This is a genomic window from Providencia lanzhouensis, assembly GCF_050469745.1.
GTDB lineage: Bacteria > Pseudomonadota > Gammaproteobacteria > Enterobacterales > Enterobacteriaceae > Providencia > Providencia lanzhouensis.
Map to the genome: position 1 here is coordinate 490,677 of NZ_CP174123.1, position 20,382 is coordinate 511,058.

Consider the following 20,382-nt stretch of genomic DNA (forward strand, 5'->3'; position numbering starts at 1 on the left):
AATAACAGGGCAAAATAGTGAACAATAAACAACAATACCTTGATATTGCTGCTGGAAACGGGGAGAAAGAAGCCTCGATGATGGTGGCAATCCCTGCATCAGAGCTGACCTCCCTACAACTTGAACAGCGTCTGGAAGAGCAAACCTACTTTACTGAAGGGGAAATTGATTACCTGCCTGATGAAGAAGGCGGCGGTTTCTTCTTTAGCTGTAAACGTGGCGAAGAAGAGTTACGTTTTTACGTTTCGCTTGTGGAGAGCGACCCGGAATACACCATCAACCCGTATTTCGCGACAGATCCTATTAGCCAAGAACTTTACACGCAGGCAAGCAATGCGCCACAGGCCGTGGTGGTTGAATGCCTATTCCAAGAAAAGCCTCTTGTGAGCTACTTACAGCAGCTTAAAATTATCCAAATTTTAGTACCTAATTTATTACTGGGTTTGGATATTTCTGCCGCAGGTAAAGTCTTTACCCGTGAATGGCTTAACTTCCAGCTGATCGACGATTTAATGCCAAGCATTGATTCCCTGTATGTGGTGCATGCCATTTACGATCACGATGAAAACTCCGAAGATTCAGCGCCGACCAAATATTGGTTCCATACTCATGGGTTAGCCCGTTGTGGTTTATCGGAAGCGGAAATTATCATTCCACACCCGATTGCGTCTTATTATGGGATCCCTGAGTTGTTCTGGAGCTTTGTGAACAACAGCATTACCAACGGAAAAATCGACTTTAATGAGCCGATTTTCATTGGGCAAACACAAACCGGCTATGAATATTTAGTGGCGGTACCTTTTGAAGAAGGTCTCCTTCATGTAGGAACTTCCACACCGATCGATAACTTAAAACCGCTGGAAGAGATGAACTTCGAGTTTGGCGATATGAGCTCTGAGCGTTTTATGGGGGATTGGCACGACCGTGACGAATCTCACCAGCATCCATCCGTAATGTTATTCCGTGTCACGCAAGAAAACCCAACATTGGAAAGCTTCTTTGAAGGGTTTGAAGACCAAAATGCAATGATGTTTATGCGCACTGATGAAGAAACGGCGGATATGTCCAGCAAAGCCAGACTACGTTGGGAATACTTCACTCACATGCTCGATAACTATGGTCCAAAGCCAGTCGCACCGAAAAAAGGGCTATTTGCGAAGCTGCTCGGAAAATCGGAAGAAGAGGAAGAATCAGAGTGGCGCTTCTTAATTAAATGCGGCATTAGTTATCAAGATGAAGAGGGTGATGAAGGGCACGAACATATGTGGTTTGAGCCGTTGACATGGAACGGCGACCAGTTTGAAGGCCGTTTAATTAATCACCCATTCTATGTGGAAACCATGGAAGAGGGCGGTGTTTATCCGCTAACGCGTGACCATATCACGGATTGGACTATTTATTATCAGGACGGTAGCTATACTCCTGATACAATCTATAAACTTCTTAGTGGTGCTCAAGTGCATTAATCTATCTTGATTGACTAATGCGAATAGGGCACTGAATTCAGTGCCCTTTTTAATGAGTTAAATGTGACAATGACCCAACCTGAACTGTACCAATATGCCCTATTTTTACTTTCCAGACGCGATTATGGCAAAGCGGAGTTATTTGCCCGTATGAAGCGCCGTATGTATGAAAAAAATGAGGGGATTATCGATGAGCAGTTGATTGAAGGGGTGTTGGATAAACTGAGTGAGCAGCACTTTTTGGATGATGACCGTGTGGTATCACTGCTATTGCAAGGGTATGCGCGTAAAGGATATGGACCTTTACGGATCAAACAAGAAATGCGGCAAAAAGGATTTGCCGAGACATTAGTCGAACACCATTTTGCTGAGCTTGATGTCGACTGGTTTGAAAAGGCAGCAGAAGTACGCAGTAAAAAATTTGGGGATGAAATCCCAACTGACTTTAAAGAGAAGGGTAAACAAATTCGTTATCTGCAATACCGAGGTTTTTTTGGTGACATGATATTTGAGTTATTCTCGCGCTAATTTTTGCAGTTAATCTTACATTATTTATGATGGTCATTATGTAGATAATCACGCCATTTAATATCGCTTAAATTACTATTATTTGACTTTAGTTTAAATGTTTAATGCCCCTGAATTTCATTTCTTTTGCTTAGTCAAAAAATAATATTTTTTTGACTTGTGTTTTTATCTATTTCTAGATTAAAAATATTGTCCACTATGATCATTATCAGTGTATTTCGCTTTTTTTTTAGGCAGAGTACCACCAATAATTACAAAATGAGACGGGCAGGAGAAACACATGATTGAGCTCTTAATAGGCGTATTGGTCGCCGTTGGAGTTGGGCGCTATATAATAAAGGGTTACTCTGCAACTGGGGTATTAATGACGGGGGGTATTTTACTCCTAATTATTACTGCGTTAATGGGTAAAAGCATTTTACCAGAATCAGTGAAAGCAACGGGATGGCGCGTTACTGATATTCTGGAATACATCAAGTTCTTATTAATGAGCCGAGGTGGTGACCTCGGTATGATGATCATGGTGCTGTGTGGGTTTGCGTCTTATATGACTCACATCGGTGCGAATGACGTGGTGGTTAAAATTGCCTCCAAGCCATTAAAAATGATCAACTCCCCATACTTATTGATGGTTGCGGCGTATATTGTTGCTTGCTTGATGTCACTGGCAGTTTCATCGGCAACAGGTTTAGGGGTGTTATTGATGGCAACCTTGTTCCCTGTGATGGTTAACGTCGGGATCAGCCGTGGCGCAGCGGCGGCTATCTGTGCATCACCGGCCGCTATCATTCTGGCACCAACGTCTGGAGACGTTATCTTAGCGGCGAAAGCAGCAGAAATGCCTCTGATTGATTTCGCATTCAAAACCACACTGCCTATCTCCATCGCTGCCATTGTTGCGATGTCAGTGGCTCACTTCTTCTGGCAGCGTTTTCTGGATAGAAAAGAGCACGTTAAAACCGAAATGCTGGATGTGAATGAAATTAAAACCCACGCACCAGGTTTCTACGCGATTCTACCATTTACTCCAATCATCGGCGTATTAGTGTTTGATGGTAAATGGGCGCCTGAGCTACATATTGTCACCATTATTGTTGGCTGTATTATTATGGCTGCAATCATTGAGTTCATTCGTAGCTTCAGTGCAAAACATGTCTATGGTGGCTTAGAAGTTTGCTATAGAGGTATGGCTGATGCGTTTGCAACCGTCGTGATGCTGTTAGTGGCAGCTGGCGTATTTGCTCAGGGCCTAAGCACCATCGGCTTTATTAAAGGCTTGATCGACTTAGCACAATCCTTTGGTTCTGGCGCGATTGTGATGATGATTGCGCTGGTGGTGATCACTATGTTAGCGGCGATGACCACTGGTTCTGGTAACGCGCCATTCTACGCATTCGTTGAATTGATCCCTCACTTAGCGAAGCAAATGGGCGTCAACCCAGCTTACCTTGTCATTCCAATGCTACAGGCATCTAACTTAGGTCGTACATTATCACCGGTTTCTGGGGTGGTGGTTGCGGTATCGGGGATGGCGAAGATTTCACCATTTGAAGTGGTGAAAAGAACCTCGGTTCCCGTATTAGTTGGGCTTATCGTTGTTGTGATTGCCACTGAGATTTTAGTGCCAGTCTATTTGTAACAAAATAGGTATTTACCAAACAAAAATGGCTAGAAATTATTCTAGCCATTATGTTGCTGACAAAGAGGGATAAAAGCGTGGTTTTTCCCTCTTTGTGTTATCAGGCGAAAATCAATGAATTGATTTTCCTTGTTAATTCTACAACCCAAAAGAGCCATTTCCAACCCTGATGGGTTTGGAAATGGTCTGATGGCTAGAAATTATTCTAGCCATTTTTTTATCGATATTTATTTCGGTTAAAACTTAGGTTCAAAAGAAAAAAACTCTACGCTTTTTTGACGTGGTGTTTTGGTATTTTCAATCAAATGATAAAAATTTATTTGCGATTATTAACAAATTGTCATTTTTTTAAATTCAGATATGAGATCTACACCAAAAAGCCAGAAAGATTAATCAAAATAAGCTAGTTGCTCTAACGCATTTAATGCAAAATTCGCCGCATCTTTTTTTATCCATTTTAAAACGATGAAGTGACGGTATGAGCACAATAAAAACCGCAGTAAACACGACAGACAAACCTGCCAGTAAGTGGACTTATAAAGACTTCACTTGGGTATTATCTCTTTTTGGTACCGCCGTTGGTGCGGGTGTTCTTTTTCTGCCAATTAAAGCTGGCGCGGGTGGTTTCTGGCCATTAGTTGTATTAGCTTTAATTGCAACGCCAATGATTTGGTTAGCTCATAAAGGGTTAGCGCGTTTTGTTTTATCGGCTAAGAAACACGATGCTGATATTACCGATACTGTGGAAGAACATTTCGGTAAAACAGGTGCGAATATTATCACTTTTGCTTATTTCTTTGCGATTTACCCAATCGTATTAATTTACGGCGTGGGTATCACTAACACAGTAGACTCATTCTTAGTGAACCAAATTGGTATGGACCCACTGCCACGTTGGTTGCTGTCTGGTGTGTTAATTGCAGCAATGACCGCAGGTGTCGTATTCGGTCGTGACTTAATGCTGAAGCTCACTTCTATGATGGTTTATCCATTAGTCTTCATCTTATTAGCGCTGTCTCTGTACCTGATCCCTGAGTGGAATACGTCGATGTTAGAAGTCGCACCAGATTGGAGCGCAATGCCGATTGTTGTCTGGATGGCGATTCCTATCATCGTATTCTCTTTTAATCACAGCCCAATCATCAGCCAGTTTGCAAAAGACCAACGTCAGCAATTTGGCGACCAAGCTGTGATTAAAACTGACATGATCACTGGCGGCGCAGCATTTATGCTAACTGGCTTCGTGATGTTTTTCGTATTCTCTGTGGTTCTGTCACTGAGTCCTGCTGAGTTAGAAATCGCGAAGAAAGAAAATATCAGCGTGTTATCCCACATTGCGAACATTAACCCATCACCAATCCTGTCTTACTTAGGTCCTATCGTGGCATTCGCAGCTATCGTTTCTAGCTACTTTGGTCACTTCTTAGGTGCGCACGAAGGTCTGGTTGGATTAGTCAAATCGCGCTCTTCAGTTTCTGTGAAGAAAATTGAGTTAATCTCTTTACTGTTCATTGTAATCACCACTTGGATCGTCGCGATTATCAACCCAAGTATCTTAGGTATGATTGAAACCATGGGTGCCCCAATGATTGCGGCAATCCTGTTTATCCTGCCAGTTGTGGCGATGCGTATCGTGCCTGCAATGAAACCGTTTAGTACCTCTAAGCCAGCGCAAATCTTTACGCTGCTATGCGGCTTAGCATCAATTACCTCTGTGATTTATGGCGCGTTCGCGTAATTAAATTCAGTTGTACCGAAACCCATATTGCTTCGGCAATATGGGTTTTTTTGTTTCTAATGCGGTCTTATTTATTTTATGAATAACTTTAGATGAAATTATTTCAAGTCTAGATGGTTGTGCGAGGAATTTACTTGGGGGATATTGGAAAGGACTGCCGTGAAATAATAAGTACCGTGAAATAAAAACAAGAACCCATTCAATTGGCAGTGCGGGTATAACAAGGATAACTCAATGAAATTAGAAACATTATCAATCCACGCAGGCTATTCTCCAGACCCTACAACCAAGTCTGTCGCGGTGCCTATTTATCAAACCACCTCTTATGCATTTGACGATACACAGCATGGCGCGGATCTGTTCGACTTAAAAGTTGCAGGTAATATCTATACCCGCATTATGAACCCGACCAACGATGTGCTAGAAAAGCGCGTTGCTGCCCTTGAAGGGGGAATTGCTGGGCTGGCGGTGGCTTCGGGCATGGCAGCTATCACCTATGCAATTCAAACTATTGCCCAAGTCGGCGATAACATTGTTTCGGTGGCAAAACTGTATGGCGGTACGTACAACTTACTGGCGCATACTCTACCGCGCCTTGGTATCGAAACCCGGTTTGCTGAACACGATGATTTAGCCGCACTAGAAGCCCTGATTGACGAGAAAACAAAAGCCGTTTTCTGCGAATCTATCTCTAACCCTGCGGGCTTCATTGTTGACCTTGCCGCGCTGGCGGAGGTCGCTCATCGCCATGGCGTACCTCTGATTGTCGATAATACCGTAGCGACTCCGTATTTATGCCGCCCATTCGAACACGGTGCGGATATCGTGGTGCACTCGTTAACCAAATATATCGGTGGTCATGGCACCTCAATCGGCGGAATGGTGATTGATTCAGGTAAATTCCCATGGGCAGAGCACGCAGAGCGTTTTTCTCTGCTGGTTGAGCCGGATATCGCTTATCACGGTGTCAGCTATACAGAGCACTTCGGTGCGGCGGCGTTTATTGCGCGTTGCCGTGTGGCACCGCTGCGTGGAACGGGAGCAGCATTATCGCCATTTAACGCCTTCTTGATCTTACAAGGTCTGGAAACGCTCGCGTTAAGAATGGAGCGCCATACTGAAAACGCAGTGAAAGTGGCACAATTCCTCGAAAACCATCCGCAAGTGGCATGGGTAAAATATGCGGGGCTACCAAGCAACCCTGAGCACGCACTTGCGCAAAAATATATGCAAGGTAAACCTGCTAGTATTATGTCTTTTGGGATCAAAGGCGGGCAAGAAGCGGGGGCGCGTTTTATTGATGCACTGAACCTGATTGTTCGCTTGGTCAATATTGGCGATGCAAAATCATTAGCTTGCCACCCAGCATCGACCACCCATCGTCAATTAAATGATGCAGAGCTAGCTCGTGCAGGAGTATCGCGCGATATGATCCGTTTATCCATTGGTATTGAACATATCGATGACATTCTTGCTGACTTAATCCAAGCCTTGGATGCAGCCAAGTAAATCTTGTTAAGTAGCTACCGATAAATAAAGGTGGTTATTGTGAAGAATATATTGCAATAACCGCCTTTATTGTTACCTGCGTGATTAACTGTTGGGTTTTATTCTTCTTCCTAGAATTAATAACTATTCGTAAGCGGCACCGTTTTTTAATTTATTTTTCATTCTGTTAAAAATAAATGGAAATCGCTGAACTATTGTTTTTTAATCGAGTCTTAACAAGCAGCTCATCCTGTTATCTTAATGTTGAAATAAAAGATTCATTTATTGATTGTTTATCTCATATGGATGTATGAAATACGAAAATGTTTATTGGTTTATACTGGGTTTAGTCGAACTAATGATAATAGAACCCTGATTTTATTAATCAAAAGTGCCTGAAGCTTCGGCGCAAATAATAATTATTAAATATTTATGACAATAATGGTTGAGATTAAATGATGATGGCAAATAATAAAGTTGCCTACTTTAAGTGGTGCCTATTATTCGGTTTTGTACTCATAACCTATTTTCTTCCTCTCAATGGGCGCATGCTATGGCAGCCCGATGAGCTACGCTATGCAGAAATCAGCCGTGAGCTGATATTAAGTAGCCATTGGAGCGTGCCTGAGCTGCTTGGTATCCGCTATTTTGAAAAGCCGATTTTTGGTTATTGGGTCGGTTCTTTCTTCCAAATGTTATTTGGTGAAAACAATGTCTCGGTTCGGTTAGGTGTGGTGTTTAGCACCCTTATCAGCGGGTTATTTGTTTATCTTAGTGCAAAGATGGCATGGAAAAATAAAGATCTCGCGTTTAATGCGGTGCTTATTTATCTTTCCATGTTTATGATTTTGACCATTGGGGCTTATAACATCCTTGACCCAATTGTGACCGCCTTTATTACGATGATTATCTTCTTTTTCCAATGGGGGATAACCACGACACAACGCGCTCATAAATTATATGCCTATATTCTGATTGGCGTGGCATGCGGTTTAGGCGTTATGACAAAAGGCTTTTTAGTTTTAGTGCTTCCCGTTTTAGTGTGTTCCGTTAGCGCAATTTACTTTAAAAAGTTCAAAGACGTCTGCCTGTACGCATTAATTTCGATTCTTGTTGCCGTGTTAGTTTGCTTACCGTGGGCGCTTACTATTGCAAGCCTAGAGCCAGATTATTGGAGCTACTTTTTCTGGGTTGAGCATATTCAGCGTTTTATGGCGGATAACGCACAAAACAAATCTCCGTTCTGGTTCTATATGCCGATTTTGTTGGCGGCGGTGCTTCCGTGGTTAGGTTACCTCTTCTCATCCATTGCACACGCAGTTCGCGCGAGAGGCATGAACCTCTATTTCTTATTGTGGGCGGCGCTACCTTTCCTGTTTTTTAGTGTGACAAAAGGGAAGCTTCTCACCTATATTCTGCCGTGCATCGCACCCATCGCGATTTTGATGGCATCCTATTTGCAGCAGGTTTTAACTCAGAATAAAGTGGCTACCATTCGCCTGAATGCGCTGATAAACATCACGTTGGGTATCGCGGCGGCAGGGGCATTTATTGCATCACCTTATTTCCCTAAAATGAATTTATATCAAGGGGATGAAAGCTACAAAATGTGGATTGCCGCAGGGGCATTTCTGTTTTGGGCTGTGATGGGTGTAGTGTCATTTAACCGCAAATTCTGGTCATGGGCAGCCGCCTGTACGTTAGTACTCAGCCTCAGTATTGGGCATGTGATCCCTAAATATATTGAGAGCAATAACACCCCGCAAGGCGTGTTAACAAAATACCAAGATCAGCTACAAAACCGCGCGGTACTTTTAACCAACAATGTGGGATTAGGCACTGCGTTGGCTTGGGTACTCAAACGCGATGACATTACCATGCTGTATCAAACGGGTGAGCTAGGTTACGGGTTGAATTACCCTGATGCGGAAAATCGTTTTTACCGTTTAGAGCAGCTACCAAGCTTGCTGGCGAGCCAAAATAATCGCAACGTCGCAGTGGTGGTTGATGCTTCGCAAAATGAAGTCATTGATGCTTTACCGGGTACGCCAATCATTATTAAAGAAGGTAAGTTAGTGATGGCCTTCTATGAAGGTCAGTAAATTAACAGCCTGATAATAGCTTGAAGAAGAGCCGCACTACGAAAGTATGCGGCTCTTTTTTCTATTGATTAGCGTATCAATTCAAACATTAATTCAAACATAGCCGAGAACACTATTTACGCCATCGGTTTGTGACGTCGGAGTGCGTGTTCCTTACCGGATAAGGATGATAAATCATCATCATTGCCACACTGTTGCTCATAGGACTAGCCGCTGAATCCGCAGATTTGCTGTCATGAACTGACCGTTTATCATGAACGGTTCGCTTTTCCTTGCGAGCGGGGACAAGTGAAAGATGATTTAACGATGATAAATTCATGGTGCCGTCTCCTCAGAGTGTTTAATTAAACGGTTAGCTTCAGCCAGCTCATAACGTCTTGGGGTTAATGCTGTCGCGCTGTGATTACGTGCGAGCACGGAATAGATAGTTGGCAACACAAACAGGGTAAATAACGTCCCCACCAGCATGCCTGTGACAATCACCAAACCCAGCCCAAAGCGGCTATTTGCTCCAGCGCCAGTCGCGAACAGAAGAGGAACTAAACCGATAACCATTGCTGCCGTCGTCATCAAAATTGGGCGTAAACGGATTTGTGCTGCTTTTAAAATGGCATGGCGTTTATCTAACCCTTCGTTAGCTTGCAGCTCATTGGCAAACTCCACCATCAAGATCCCGTGTTTACTGATTAACCCGATCAAGGTAACTAAGCCAATTTGGGTATAAATATTGAGGGTGGCATAACCCAATGCCAGAGGAATCAAGGCACCACAGATAGACAGCGGAACGGTAATTAAGATAATTAACGGATCTACTAAACTTTCATACTGAGCCGCGAGCACTAAATAGATAATGAGCAGCGCCGCCATAAACGCGAAGGCGAGGGTGTTTCCTTCTTGTTTATATTGGCGCGAATCGGATTGCCAATCATGGCTAAAACCAGCTGGCAGCTCACTGGCTATCTCATCGAGATACGCCACCGCTTGCCCTATGGTAACGCCCGGTGCAGGGATCGCTTGGAAAATGGCGGCATTTTGCTGATTAAATTGAGACAATTTATTCGGCTCTACTTGCGTTGAAATATCCACCACCGTCGACAGCGGGATCATGCTGCCATCTTCGGACTTAACATAATGGCGGGATAACGCTTCAGGCGTCAGTCGCTGGCTGCGTAGGCTTTGCGGGATCACATCATAAGAGCGTCCATCCATGCCAAAGCGGTTGATATAATTCTCACCCACCAGCAACGTTAGGGACTCACCAATATCCTGCATACGAATGCCTAAACTGTTGGCTTTCGAACGATTAATGCGAACCTCAACCACAGGGTTGTTATAGTCGAGGTCGCTATCTACCACCATAAACAGGCCACTTTCACGAGCTTGCTGTTTAATTTCTTCCATGGTGCGATACAGTACCGGATAATCTTGCGGGCTTTTTAGCACCATCTGAATAGGCAAGCCGCCCGTAGAGCCGGGTAATGCAGGTAACTGGAACACAAAAATACTGTTACCTTCCACATCACCAACACGATTTTGTAAATCCGATTGGATCGCCGACGCAGGGCGCTCTCGTTGCTCCCAAGACGTTAAGTTTGTGCCTCCGAAACTGGCTGATGGGCCATCGGTACCGTTAATAATCCACGTACTTTCCGTTTCGGGTAGCTCCATAAACACATCGTGTAATTTACGGGAGAAACGCTCCACATACTCAAGGTTGGCATGCTGCGGAGATTTAATTGCCGTTAAGACGCTCGACTGGTCTTCAACAGGTGCCAGCTCCCGCGGTGCGGATTGATACAACATTGGCAGGCTGATCACGACACCGACAGCCAAAATTCCGGTGATCCAGCGGTTTTTCAATGAGAAATTCAGCACCGCCGTATAGTAATGGGCAAGGGTCTCGAAGAAGGTTTCTGCCATTCGCGCCATACGCCCTTCATTCTGTTTTGAGTTCAACATAAACGAACTCATCACCGGAGAAAGGGTTAACGCCACGATGCCAGATACAATCACCGCGCCCGCCAATGTGAGCGCAAACTCTTTAAATAATGCCCCTGTTAATCCAGACATTAAGCCAATCGGTGCATACACCGCAGCGAGGGTAATGGTCATCGCGATAACGGGACCTGCTACCTCTCGGGCGCCGATCAATGCCGCCAAAACAGGGGATTTCCCTTCCTCAATATGGCGATGCACGTTTTCCACCACCACAATGGCATCATCCACCACCAACCCAATCGCCAGTACCATCGCCAGTAAGGTCAGCAAGTTAATACTAAAGCCGAACGCCATCATCAATGCCGCTGCACCCAGCATAGACAGCGGGATGGCAAGGATAGGAATAATTACGCTGCGAATCGAACCAAGGCACAGATAAATCACGGCGATAACAATCAGTAGGGCTTCAACAAGGGTGTGGATCACTTGGTCGATGGAGGCTTTAATAAACCGTGAAGTTTCAAAGGCCATTTCCACTTTTACCCCCGGCGGCAGGGTTTTGATGATATCTGGCATTAACTTATTCATGCCATCTACAATCACCAGCGGGTTACCGGTTGGGGTTGCAAATAAACCTAAGTAAATGGCAGGTTCCCCGTTCATTAAACCGCTGGTTTCTGTAGATGCTGCCCCCAGCTCAATGGTACCCACATCCTTTAAGCGTACCAATCCGTTACCATCATTGCGGATCACCAAATCGCGAAATTCATCCACATTGGTTAAATCGGTGTTCACATACACGTTAGAAATGACAAACTCACCTTTCACCTTACCGGGAGCTGCTTGATAGTTATTTTGGCGCACCGCTTGGGCGACCTCAGCCGCTGAAATGCCGCGACCCGCGAGCTTATCCGCATCCAGCCATAAACGCATCGCCAGTTGTTGCCCGCCAAATACTTGCACTTTCGCTACGCCATCAATGGCGGAATACATTGGTTCTACCACGCGGGAAAGGTAATCGGTTAGTGCGGGAATCGAAAGTTCGGTACTGGAAAAACCAATATAAGCGACGGCAGTGGACTCTCCTGAAGAGAGCTCAATCACAGGGTCATAGGCCTCTTTCGGTAACTTATAACGTACTTGGTTCACCTTCGCCATCACTTGGGTGAGAGCTTGGGTTGAATCGCGGTTTAGCTCCATGCGCACAGTCACAAGGCTGCTGCCTTGAACGGATGATGAGGAGAGGTAATCAACCCCTTCAACGGAAGAGACCGCTTGGGCAATCGGCTGAGTCACAAACCCCTGCATTAATTTTGCCGATGCGCCCGGATATTGCGTGGTAATTGTGATGGTTGAACTTTCTAATTGAGGATATTGGCGAATGGGTAATTTACTCAGCGCAAACAGCCCGATCAATACAATTAAGGCACTGACGACTAAAGCCAATACCGGTCGGCGCACAAACAGGTCCGTAAATTTCATAGCACCGTCCTTAGGAACCTTGCGGAGTTTCAGATAATGTATTTTGAGCGATAGGGGTAATGGCAGAGCCATTATTCAGACGTAGCTGGCCAGAACTGACCACTTGGTCGCCCTCGGCAAGTCCGTGCTCAATTTCGATATTGCCATCAAAACGCTGCCCCGTTTTCACGGAAACGCGTTTGACCGTCATGGCGTCCCCAGTACCTTCAGCGATAAATACCGTATCCCCATAAGCGGTGTAAGTGACTGCTGTTTCAGGAATGGTCAGCACTGCATTGTTGGCTTGTCGCACTACAGTGACATTGGCGTACATACCCGCTTTTAGCTTGCCATTGCTGTTATCGAGCGTAGCTTGCAACGCAATTGTTCGGGATTTGCCAATCAACGGATCAATCGCCGTCACTTTGGCGGGGAATGGTGTATCGGGGTAAGCATCGACGGTGATATCCACCACTTGCCCTTGATGCAATTCCGGGGAGGCTTGCTCATCCAATGAGAAATTCAGCTTCAACGTTTGGGTATCCACAAGGCTGGCTATCGCTTCACCAGGACTAAGGTATTGGCCTTCATGGACTTGGCGAATACCAATCGTGCCATCGAAAGGGGCATAAATGGCTTTTTGCGCAATCAGCGCTTGGGTTTGCTGAATCAGCCCTTGTGCCATATCGCGCTCGGCACGGGTGCTATCCACCTGCGCTTCCGCCACTAAATGTTGCGCAGACAGAGAACGGGTTCTGTCATATAGGCGGGCGGCATTGCGGTATTGTGCTTGATAGCGAGCTAAATCCGCACGTTCTACCGCATCATTGAGCTGCACCAGTAATTGCCCTTTTTTGACCTGTTGACCGGATTCAAAACCAATTTTGGTGATGCGCCCACTGGTTTCTGCGGCTACAAACACCTGACTACCCGCTTCTAATTCCCCCACACCGTAAAAAGTGCGTGGAGCATTAGCCAAGGTGACGGGAGCAAGAGCCACTTTCACTGGAGGATACTGATAAGCCGCTTGTGGCTTATCGTCTGAGCTGGCGTAAGTCGAGTAAATGGCGGCTCCTCCACCTACGGAGAGAAGCCCTGCACATAGCAAAGTTAGCGTTTTTTTATTCATTATCATTGGCATCTTAAATTGACAATTAAAGAGGCTGGCACTATAAAACCTTAAGTTAAGTTGAGGTCAATAGGGGGAAAGAAGAAATGGTGGGTAAAACCATGAATACGATAAAAACGCGAAAAATTGCCGCTGAAAAGGTGGATTTTTCACGGGCACTGACGGTAGGAGAAGTGGCTAAGCACGCAGGCGTTCCGGTTTCTACCGTACATTTCTATGAGGCGAAAGGGCTGATTCAAAGTACCCGAACACAAGGGAATCAACGGCGTTTTCCACCTGTGGTTTTACGCTACATTGCCATTATCAAAGTGGCACAAAGCACAGGTATTCCCCTCAAAGAGATCCAAGATGCACTGGGGCAGTTTCCGGCAAACAGCAAGTTGACCGCGGAAGAGTGGAAAGGGATGTCAACGGAATGGAAAAGTTCATTAGATAGACGAATCAAACAGTTAACTCGATTGCGCAATGAGTTGGATCACTGTATTGGTTGTGGTTGTTTGTCTCTCAAAGATTGCCCATTGCGCAACCCTGAAGATATCTTAGGCCATCAGGGTTCGGGCGCCCAAATCCTCGAACGTCCTTAAATCACACTTTTCACTATCTGGATAGCCACGGCAAGATGTGGCTATTTGTTCTGTATTATCATCATGTTATTAAATAAATAGCCGCGCTGTGTGGATAATCTTTGCGCATATGGGCTACAGGCTTTTGCCTTTTTTGCGTAATGATTCGTCATGTTAATTTTTTGTGAACGAATGAGAGCAAAGAGGGCACAGTGATGAAAGGTCTGAATAATAAAATTGCCATCGTGACGGGTGGTGCAACCAAAATCGGTGCAACCGTGGCAAAAATCTTATGTTCCTATGGGGTCAAAGTCACCATTTTTGATATCGACAAAACCAATGGGGAAATTGTGGCGCAATCGGAGCCCAACATTGATTTTCTACCCGTAGATATCACTGATGACCAACAGTTAAAGCAAGGTATTGACCGCGTTGCGCAAAAATATGGTCAACTCGATTTTTTGGTTAATCTGGCCGCCACCTATCTGGATGACGGTCAAGCCTCTTCACGTCAAGACTGGCTAACGGCATTAAATATTAATGTGGTGAGCGCTGTGATGGCAGCGCAATTTGCCAAGCCCCATCTAGCCAAAGCGGGCAAAGGTGCAATTGTAAACTTCACCAGTATCTCCTCTTCGGTGGCGCAAACAGGTCGCTGGCTCTATCCCGCATCGAAAGCCGCCATGCTAGAAGTGACGCGTAGCCAAGCGATGGATTATGCCCCCGACGGTATTCGCGTCAATTCTGTTTCCCCCGGTTGGACATGGTCTCGGGTGATGGACGAATTGACGGGTGGCGATCGCCAAAAAACCGACCGTGTCGCGGCGGATTATCATCTTTTACAACGTGTTGGCGACCCTGAAGAGGTGGCTCAAGTTGTGGCATTCCTACTGTCTGAGCTAGCGAGTTTTGTCACTGGCGCAGATTACGCGGTCGATGGTGGATACTCCGCCATGGGACCTGAACAGGCGAAACCCGCCATTCCCCGTCTTGCTGAATAAGACACCCTGATTTTAATTTTATCGAGGAATTCACTATGCGTCGTATTGCAATCGTAGGTGGTGGTCAGGCGGGTATGCCATTGGCATTAGGGCTGCTGGACAAAGGTTATGACGTGACGGTTGCCACCAATCGTACTCCAGATGATGTGAAAAATGGTCGCGTGATGTCCAGCCAATGTATGTTCGATATTTCGCTGCAATTTGAGCGCGATTTAGGGATCAACTTCTGGGAAGACAAATGTCCGCCAGTAGAAGGTATTGGTTTTACTGTCCCGCATCCTGAAAAGGCAGGTGAAAAAGCCATTAGCTGGCGCTCACGTATCGATAATTATGCTCAAGCCGTTGATCAGCGTATCAAAATGCCTTATTGGCTGGAGTTATTTGCCGCTCGTGGTGGCAATTTGATGATTGAAGATGTGGGCGTAGCAGAGTTAGAAAAACTCGCTGAAACTCACGATTTAGTGATTTTAGCGGGAGGAAAAGGGGAAATCGTTAAGCTGCTAGAACGTGACCCTATTCGTTCTCCGTATGATAAACCTCAGCGTGCATTAGCGCTCACGTACGTTCACGGCATGCTGCCAACCCCTGAATTTTCACAAGTCTCCTTCAACCTAATACCGGGTGTGGGGGAGTACTTTGTGTTCCCATCTCTAACCAATAGCGGCGACTGCCACATCATGGTTTTTGAAGGTGTACCGGGTGGGCCGATGGATCAGTGGGGAGAAGCACGTACACCACAAGAACATTTGGCCTACAGCAAAAAAATCATCGATACCTATTTACCGTGGGAAGCAGAGCGCTGCCGCCATGTGGAGTTAACTGACGAAAATGGCATTCTGGCGGGGCGCTTTGCCCCAACAGTCCGTAAGCCAGTTCTCACGCTGCCATCAGGCAAAATTGTCTTTGGTTTAGGGGATGCATTAGTGACCAACGATCCACTGACTGGACAAGGATCGAATAACGCCACGAAAGCCAGCAAAGTCTACTACGACGCTATTTTAGCCCGTGGTGACAAGCCGTATACGGCGGAGTGGATGAACGACACGTTTGAGCAATTCTGGAAATACGGTCGCCATGTGGTGGAGTGGACGAATGCTCTATTGGCGCCGCCACAGCCGCATGTTCTTAATGCATTAGGCGCAGCGCAACAACTGCCAACCTTAGCGCACACCATCGCGAACGCCTTTAACTATCCGCCAGTTCTTGCACCATGGTGGCATGATGCCCATGCCTGCGATGCCTATATTCAATCGCTGATGCAAGAAGAAGTTCGCGCTTCGTAGGAGAAATCAGTATGTCGATGATTGCAGAGGACACGCTTATGTGCGAAAGCGAATGGGGTCATACCGAGTTTGAATCGAAAACCTTACGCAATTTACTAGGCTGCTACCCCACAGGGGTAGCAGTTGTGACCACTCGCACCCCTGATGGACGTGACGTTGGATTGACCATCAACTCATTTGCGTCACTGTCGCTCGACCCGCCTTTGGTGCTATGGAGTTTAGTTAACCATTCGCCCAATCTCGCGGTATTTCGTGATTGCCAACATTTCACGATCAATATCTTAGGCAAAGATCACCAAGAGTTAGCAATGCGTTTTGCTAATCCTCGAATCGAAAACAAATTCGAAGATGTAGCCGTACACATCACGCCAGAAGGGATCCCCGCCTTACACGGCGCGATCGCCACCTTAGTGTGTGAAAACCACAAGCAAGATCATATTGGAGATCACTTATTGATGGTGGGGCATGTACGCCGTATCGGCAGTGAAACAGGCAAGCCTTTAGTTTTCCACGGCGGCACATTTACCGCTCTACATGAAGCGCAATAGGCGCAGGAGATAGTATGGAACAGCAAACTTTGATGTCATTTGCCAGCGAGTTACAAAAAGGCAATATTCAGATTATCGACCTGACACAAACCTTATCGCCTTCATTTCCGGCATTGCAACTGCCCGCTGAGTTTGGGCAAGTGTGGTCATTCAAAATGGAGCAAATTTCCCGTTATGATGAGAATGGTCCCGCTTGGTATTGGAACAATTTTAGCTGCGGTGAACACACCGGCACCCACTTTGATGCTCCCATTCATTGGATCAGTGGTAAAGATCAGCCAAAAAACACCGTTGATACCATCCCGCTACACCACTTTATTGCCCCAGCGGTAGTGGTTGATGCAAGTAAAGAAGTCGCGCAAAACCCCGATTGGGTCTTAACTGTGGATTTCCTGCAAAAGTGGGAAGAGAAACACGGCAAAATTCCAAAAGCGGCATGGGTTTTACTACGTACAGATTGGTCGAAAAAGTCCGATAACCCAGAAGCGTATGTGAATATGCGCGAAGATGGCGCTCACACGCCGGGTCCTTCTCAAGAAGCGGTTGAATGGCTTATCCATCAGCGTGATGTCAAAGGTTTTGGGGTTGAAACTATCAATACGGATGCGGGGCAATCTTACAGCTGGCCAGTGCCATACCCGTGCCACACGCTAATGCACGGCAACAATAAATACGGTCTGCAATGCTTGAAAAACCTCGACCAACTACCGGCTACTGGAGTGGTGATCGTCGCTGCGCCCCTGAAAATTGAAGGCGGTTCGGGCAGCCCATTACGCGTGCTTGCGCTGGTGGGGTGAGGTATGGCGACCTTATCCAATCCCCAAGTGATCGTGGTCGGCAGCGGGATGAATTCGCTGATGTGCGCCGCCTTATTGGCGGTGCGTGGGAAATCGGTTTTGGTTCTAGAACGTAACGATCGCTTTGGCGGTTGTATTCGTACCGAAGCGTTATTTGAAGGCTACACTCACGACTTACTTTCATGCTGGTATTCACTGTTCGTTGGTAGCCCAGGCTACCAAGAGTTAGCGCCATTGCTTCAACAACAGGGTTTGGAGTTCGCGCAATGCGATTATTCCACTGGATTGGTGCAACCTGATGGCAAATCTGTGGCATTAAAGCGGGATATAGCGCAGGCTGCTAAGCAGCTAGATGCTATCGCCCCCGGAGATGGCTTAGCGTTTCGTCAAATGGCAGAAAAACTGTTTAGCGAAGATGCCGCACTGACATTTGGTTTATTAGGGCAAAACCCCTACAGCGGCGGCATGTTCAAGTTGCTGTTTTCCGAGTGGCGCAAACGCGGTGTTGATGGCTTGCTGGATTTTGCTAAATCTGGCATGGAAAGTTTTCGTCGCTGGTCTGAGCGGGAATTACAGCATGATTTTAGCCGTGCGTTGATGGCGCCGTGGGTGCTGCATACGGGGTTAGGGCCTGATGAAGCCAGCTCGGCGCTGATTGGTAAACTGACGTTTGCCGCGGTTGTGGCGGGTGGAATGCCCGTTGTCAAAGGTGGCAGCTATCGGATTGTCGATGCGTTTGCCAAAGTGATTGAGCAACATGGTGGTGAGTTACGTACCAACGCCCATGTGGAGAAGATCATTACACAAGGCAGCGGTAAAAATAGCCGTGCCACAGGGGTTCGTGTGAATGGGCAGTTTATCCCTGCGAGTGAAAGTGTGGTGTGCAACGTAACGCCAACCCAGTTATATGGCGGCTTGCTTGATGAGGTTTCACCACAAGTGAAGCAGCGGGCGAAAGGTTATCGTTATGGTCGCGGTGGGATGCAAATCCATTTTGCGCTAAGCGCGCCGCCGCCATGGTGCAATCCTGAATTACTGAATGTGCCGTTGGTTCATTTCACAGAGAGCATGGAACAAGTGTGCTTATCTGTCACGCAAGCCAATAATGGCTATCTACCTGATCACCCGACGTTTGGGATCGGTCAACCGACCACATTAGACCCAAGTCGTGCCCCTGAAGGCGGGTGGATCTTGTGGATACAAATGCAGGAACTGCCTCGCCATCTTAAAGGGGATGCAGCGGGAGAAATTGCGATCCCTGAAGATGGCCGTTGGAATGATGCGGTGCGTGAAGCAGTTGCCGATCGCATTCAGCAGCGTTTGGAAATGGTGATGCCGGGGGTGTCTGATTTGATAGTCGGTCGTAAAGCAATTTCCCCAGCCGATCTTGAGCGTTATAACTGCAATCTGGTGGGGGGGGATCCTTACTCAGGAACCTGTTCGCCAGATCAATTCTTTTGGTTGCGACCGTTTGCCGCTTCAGGGCAGACCAAAGCGCATCAAACGGCAGTCAAAAATCTGTTCCATATTGGGGCATCAACCCATCCGGGTCCCGGTCTTGGCGGGGGCTCTGGGTATTTAGTTGCTGAGAAATTAGCAGCGAAGAAAAAGCGGTAATAGAGAATGGGCCTGAATCAATTCAAGGCAAGACAAACACAGCAAACATACAAGTAAACATCAAAGTAAACATATAAAAAATATCATAAAACCACTACAGCGGCAGGTAAATGATGAATAAAGAAATGGTGAATAAGCTGCTCGTCGGCTCGTGCTTGGGTGCACTGTCATTTGGTGCTGTCGCAACAGAAGGGGGCGGTCTTGGGATCTACCCTGATGGGCTAGAAAACTTTATGTCTGGCGCACTGCCACCGCAAGGTGTCCATGTGTTGGTCTATGGTGGAAATGCCCACTATGACAGTGTTCGCGACAACAAAGGCGATAAAATTCCAATCCCTGGGTTTAGTGTGAATGTGAACGTACTCGCACCACGTTTTATCTGGGTAACTGACCAAAAAGTGTTTGGTGGCGATTTAGCGTTTCATACCATCCTTCCTTTGTTGGATGTGACGGCGAAGGCGGCGGGGAATAAAGAAACCAGTCGTGGACTCGGGGATATTACTTTTGGTCCCGCACTCGGTTTCCATCCTTCCGCTGACTTGCATTATGTCTTAGGGCTGGATGCTTACGCGCCAACCGGAAAATACAGTAAAACCGACCCATCAAGTTTAGGGAAAAATTACTGGGTATTACAGCCGGTGTGGGCAATCAGCTACATTCCTCCTGTCGGGGTGAATGCGGATTTAAAAATGATGTATGACTTTAACTTCCGTAACAATGATACGGACACGCGTTCAGGGCAAGCATTCCACGCCGATTATGCATTAGGCTGGGGCTTTGGTAATGGCTGGGTCGCGGGTGTTGGGGGTTATGGATTTATGCAAACCACCAATGACAGTGGTCCAAACTCAGCGCAAGGTAAGGCTCAAGCTTTCGCAGTCGGTCCTTCAATCCGTTATGCAAACCCACAAGGTTGGCTATTTACGGCGAAGTGGGAGAAGGATTTTTCTGTGAAAAACCGTCCTGAAGGTTCACAAATTTACCTCAAAGCGTCTATTCCGTTTTAATTCCTTCCTCCTCAATATTGGCAGCCTTTCGGCTGCCAATATTGAAGTACGTAATTCTTATTACCTATTTTCATTTT

Annotated in this window: 16 protein-coding genes; 13 read left to right on the plus strand and 3 right to left on the minus strand. The window is 46.3% G+C overall.

Annotation, left to right across the window (positions count from 1 at the left end):
* Positions 1-17: 17 nt before the first annotated feature.
* The 6 genes from ACIH2S_RS02210 to arnT all read left to right on the plus strand — a co-directional run bounded on the left by ACIH2S_RS02210 (position 18) and on the right by arnT (position 8,961).
* Positions 18-1,466, plus strand: a complete 1,449-nt coding sequence (locus ACIH2S_RS02210; protein WP_108479296.1) for a DUF4026 domain-containing protein — start codon at positions 18-20, stop codon at positions 1,464-1,466.
* 69 nt (positions 1,467-1,535) lie between these two features.
* Positions 1,536-1,994 (plus strand): regulatory protein RecX, encoded by a 459-nt coding sequence (locus tag ACIH2S_RS02215; RefSeq protein ID WP_108479297.1) that lies wholly within the window; start codon positions 1,536-1,538, stop codon positions 1,992-1,994.
* Between the two features lie 280 nt (positions 1,995-2,274).
* Entirely contained in the window at positions 2,275-3,633 is a 1,359-nt protein-coding gene (gene dcuC, locus ACIH2S_RS02220; protein WP_036955315.1) for an anaerobic C4-dicarboxylate transporter DcuC, read from the plus strand.
* Positions 3,634-4,111: 478 nt separating this feature from the next.
* Positions 4,112-5,371: an aromatic amino acid transport family protein gene (locus tag ACIH2S_RS02225; RefSeq protein ID WP_036955312.1), complete on the plus strand. Its 1,260-nt coding sequence runs from the start codon at positions 4,112-4,114 to the stop codon at positions 5,369-5,371.
* A 234-nt stretch (positions 5,372-5,605) separates the two neighbouring features.
* Positions 5,606-6,880, plus strand: a complete 1,275-nt coding sequence (locus tag ACIH2S_RS02230; protein WP_154599654.1) for a bifunctional O-acetylhomoserine aminocarboxypropyltransferase/cysteine synthase — start codon at positions 5,606-5,608, stop codon at positions 6,878-6,880.
* Positions 6,881-7,314: 434 nt separating this feature from the next.
* Positions 7,315-8,961, plus strand: a complete 1,647-nt coding sequence (arnT, locus tag ACIH2S_RS02235) for a lipid IV(A) 4-amino-4-deoxy-L-arabinosyltransferase (RefSeq protein WP_430248019.1) — start codon at positions 7,315-7,317, stop codon at positions 8,959-8,961.
* A 112-nt stretch (positions 8,962-9,073) separates the two neighbouring features.
* On the opposite strand, the gene ACIH2S_RS02240 is transcribed toward arnT, so the two are convergent.
* The 3 genes from ACIH2S_RS02240 to ACIH2S_RS02250 are packed head-to-tail and all read right to left on the minus strand — an operon-like array spanning position 9,074 to position 13,489.
* On the minus strand, positions 9,074-9,280 hold the full coding sequence (locus ACIH2S_RS02240) for a hypothetical protein (RefSeq protein WP_430248020.1): 207 nt from the start codon (positions 9,278-9,280) through the stop codon (positions 9,074-9,076).
* Positions 9,277-12,381, minus strand: coding sequence for a MexW/MexI family multidrug efflux RND transporter permease subunit (locus ACIH2S_RS02245; RefSeq protein WP_132497107.1), 3,105 nt, complete (start codon positions 12,379-12,381; stop codon positions 9,277-9,279). The genes ACIH2S_RS02240 and ACIH2S_RS02245 overlap by 4 nt, the downstream gene beginning before the upstream one ends.
* A gap of 10 nt (positions 12,382-12,391) precedes the next feature.
* Positions 12,392-13,489 carry an efflux RND transporter periplasmic adaptor subunit gene (locus tag ACIH2S_RS02250; protein ID WP_108479302.1) on the minus strand — a complete coding sequence of 366 codons (1,098 nt, stop codon included), beginning with the start codon at positions 13,487-13,489 and terminating at the stop codon, positions 12,392-12,394.
* A 101-nt stretch (positions 13,490-13,590) separates the two neighbouring features.
* Between ACIH2S_RS02250 and soxR the strand changes: the two genes are divergently transcribed.
* The 7 genes from soxR to ACIH2S_RS02285 all read left to right on the plus strand — a co-directional run bounded on the left by soxR (position 13,591) and on the right by ACIH2S_RS02285 (position 20,305).
* Positions 13,591-14,073, plus strand: coding sequence for a redox-sensitive transcriptional activator SoxR (soxR, locus tag ACIH2S_RS02255; RefSeq protein ID WP_430248023.1), 483 nt, complete (start codon positions 13,591-13,593; stop codon positions 14,071-14,073).
* A gap of 194 nt (positions 14,074-14,267) precedes the next feature.
* Positions 14,268-15,053, plus strand: coding sequence for an SDR family oxidoreductase (locus ACIH2S_RS02260; RefSeq protein ID WP_036955294.1), 786 nt, complete (start codon positions 14,268-14,270; stop codon positions 15,051-15,053).
* A gap of 35 nt (positions 15,054-15,088) precedes the next feature.
* A complete protein-coding gene (locus ACIH2S_RS02265; protein WP_108479303.1) occupies positions 15,089-16,336 on the plus strand; it encodes a styrene monooxygenase/indole monooxygenase family protein in 1,248 nt (415 codons plus the stop codon).
* Positions 16,337-16,347: 11 nt separating this feature from the next.
* Positions 16,348-16,884 carry a flavin reductase family protein gene (locus ACIH2S_RS02270; RefSeq protein ID WP_230082440.1) on the plus strand — a complete coding sequence of 179 codons (537 nt, stop codon included), beginning with the start codon at positions 16,348-16,350 and terminating at the stop codon, positions 16,882-16,884.
* A gap of 14 nt (positions 16,885-16,898) precedes the next feature.
* A complete protein-coding gene (locus ACIH2S_RS02275) occupies positions 16,899-17,681 on the plus strand; it encodes a cyclase family protein (protein WP_036955285.1) in 783 nt (260 codons plus the stop codon).
* 3 nt (positions 17,682-17,684) lie between these two features.
* Complete coding sequence (locus tag ACIH2S_RS02280) at positions 17,685-19,298, plus strand: phytoene desaturase family protein (RefSeq protein ID WP_321146436.1); 1,614 nt, start codon at positions 17,685-17,687, stop codon at positions 19,296-19,298.
* Between the two features lie 110 nt (positions 19,299-19,408).
* Positions 19,409-20,305: a SphA family protein gene (locus ACIH2S_RS02285; RefSeq protein WP_036955277.1), complete on the plus strand. Its 897-nt coding sequence runs from the start codon at positions 19,409-19,411 to the stop codon at positions 20,303-20,305.
* Positions 20,306-20,382 lie beyond the last annotated feature (77 nt).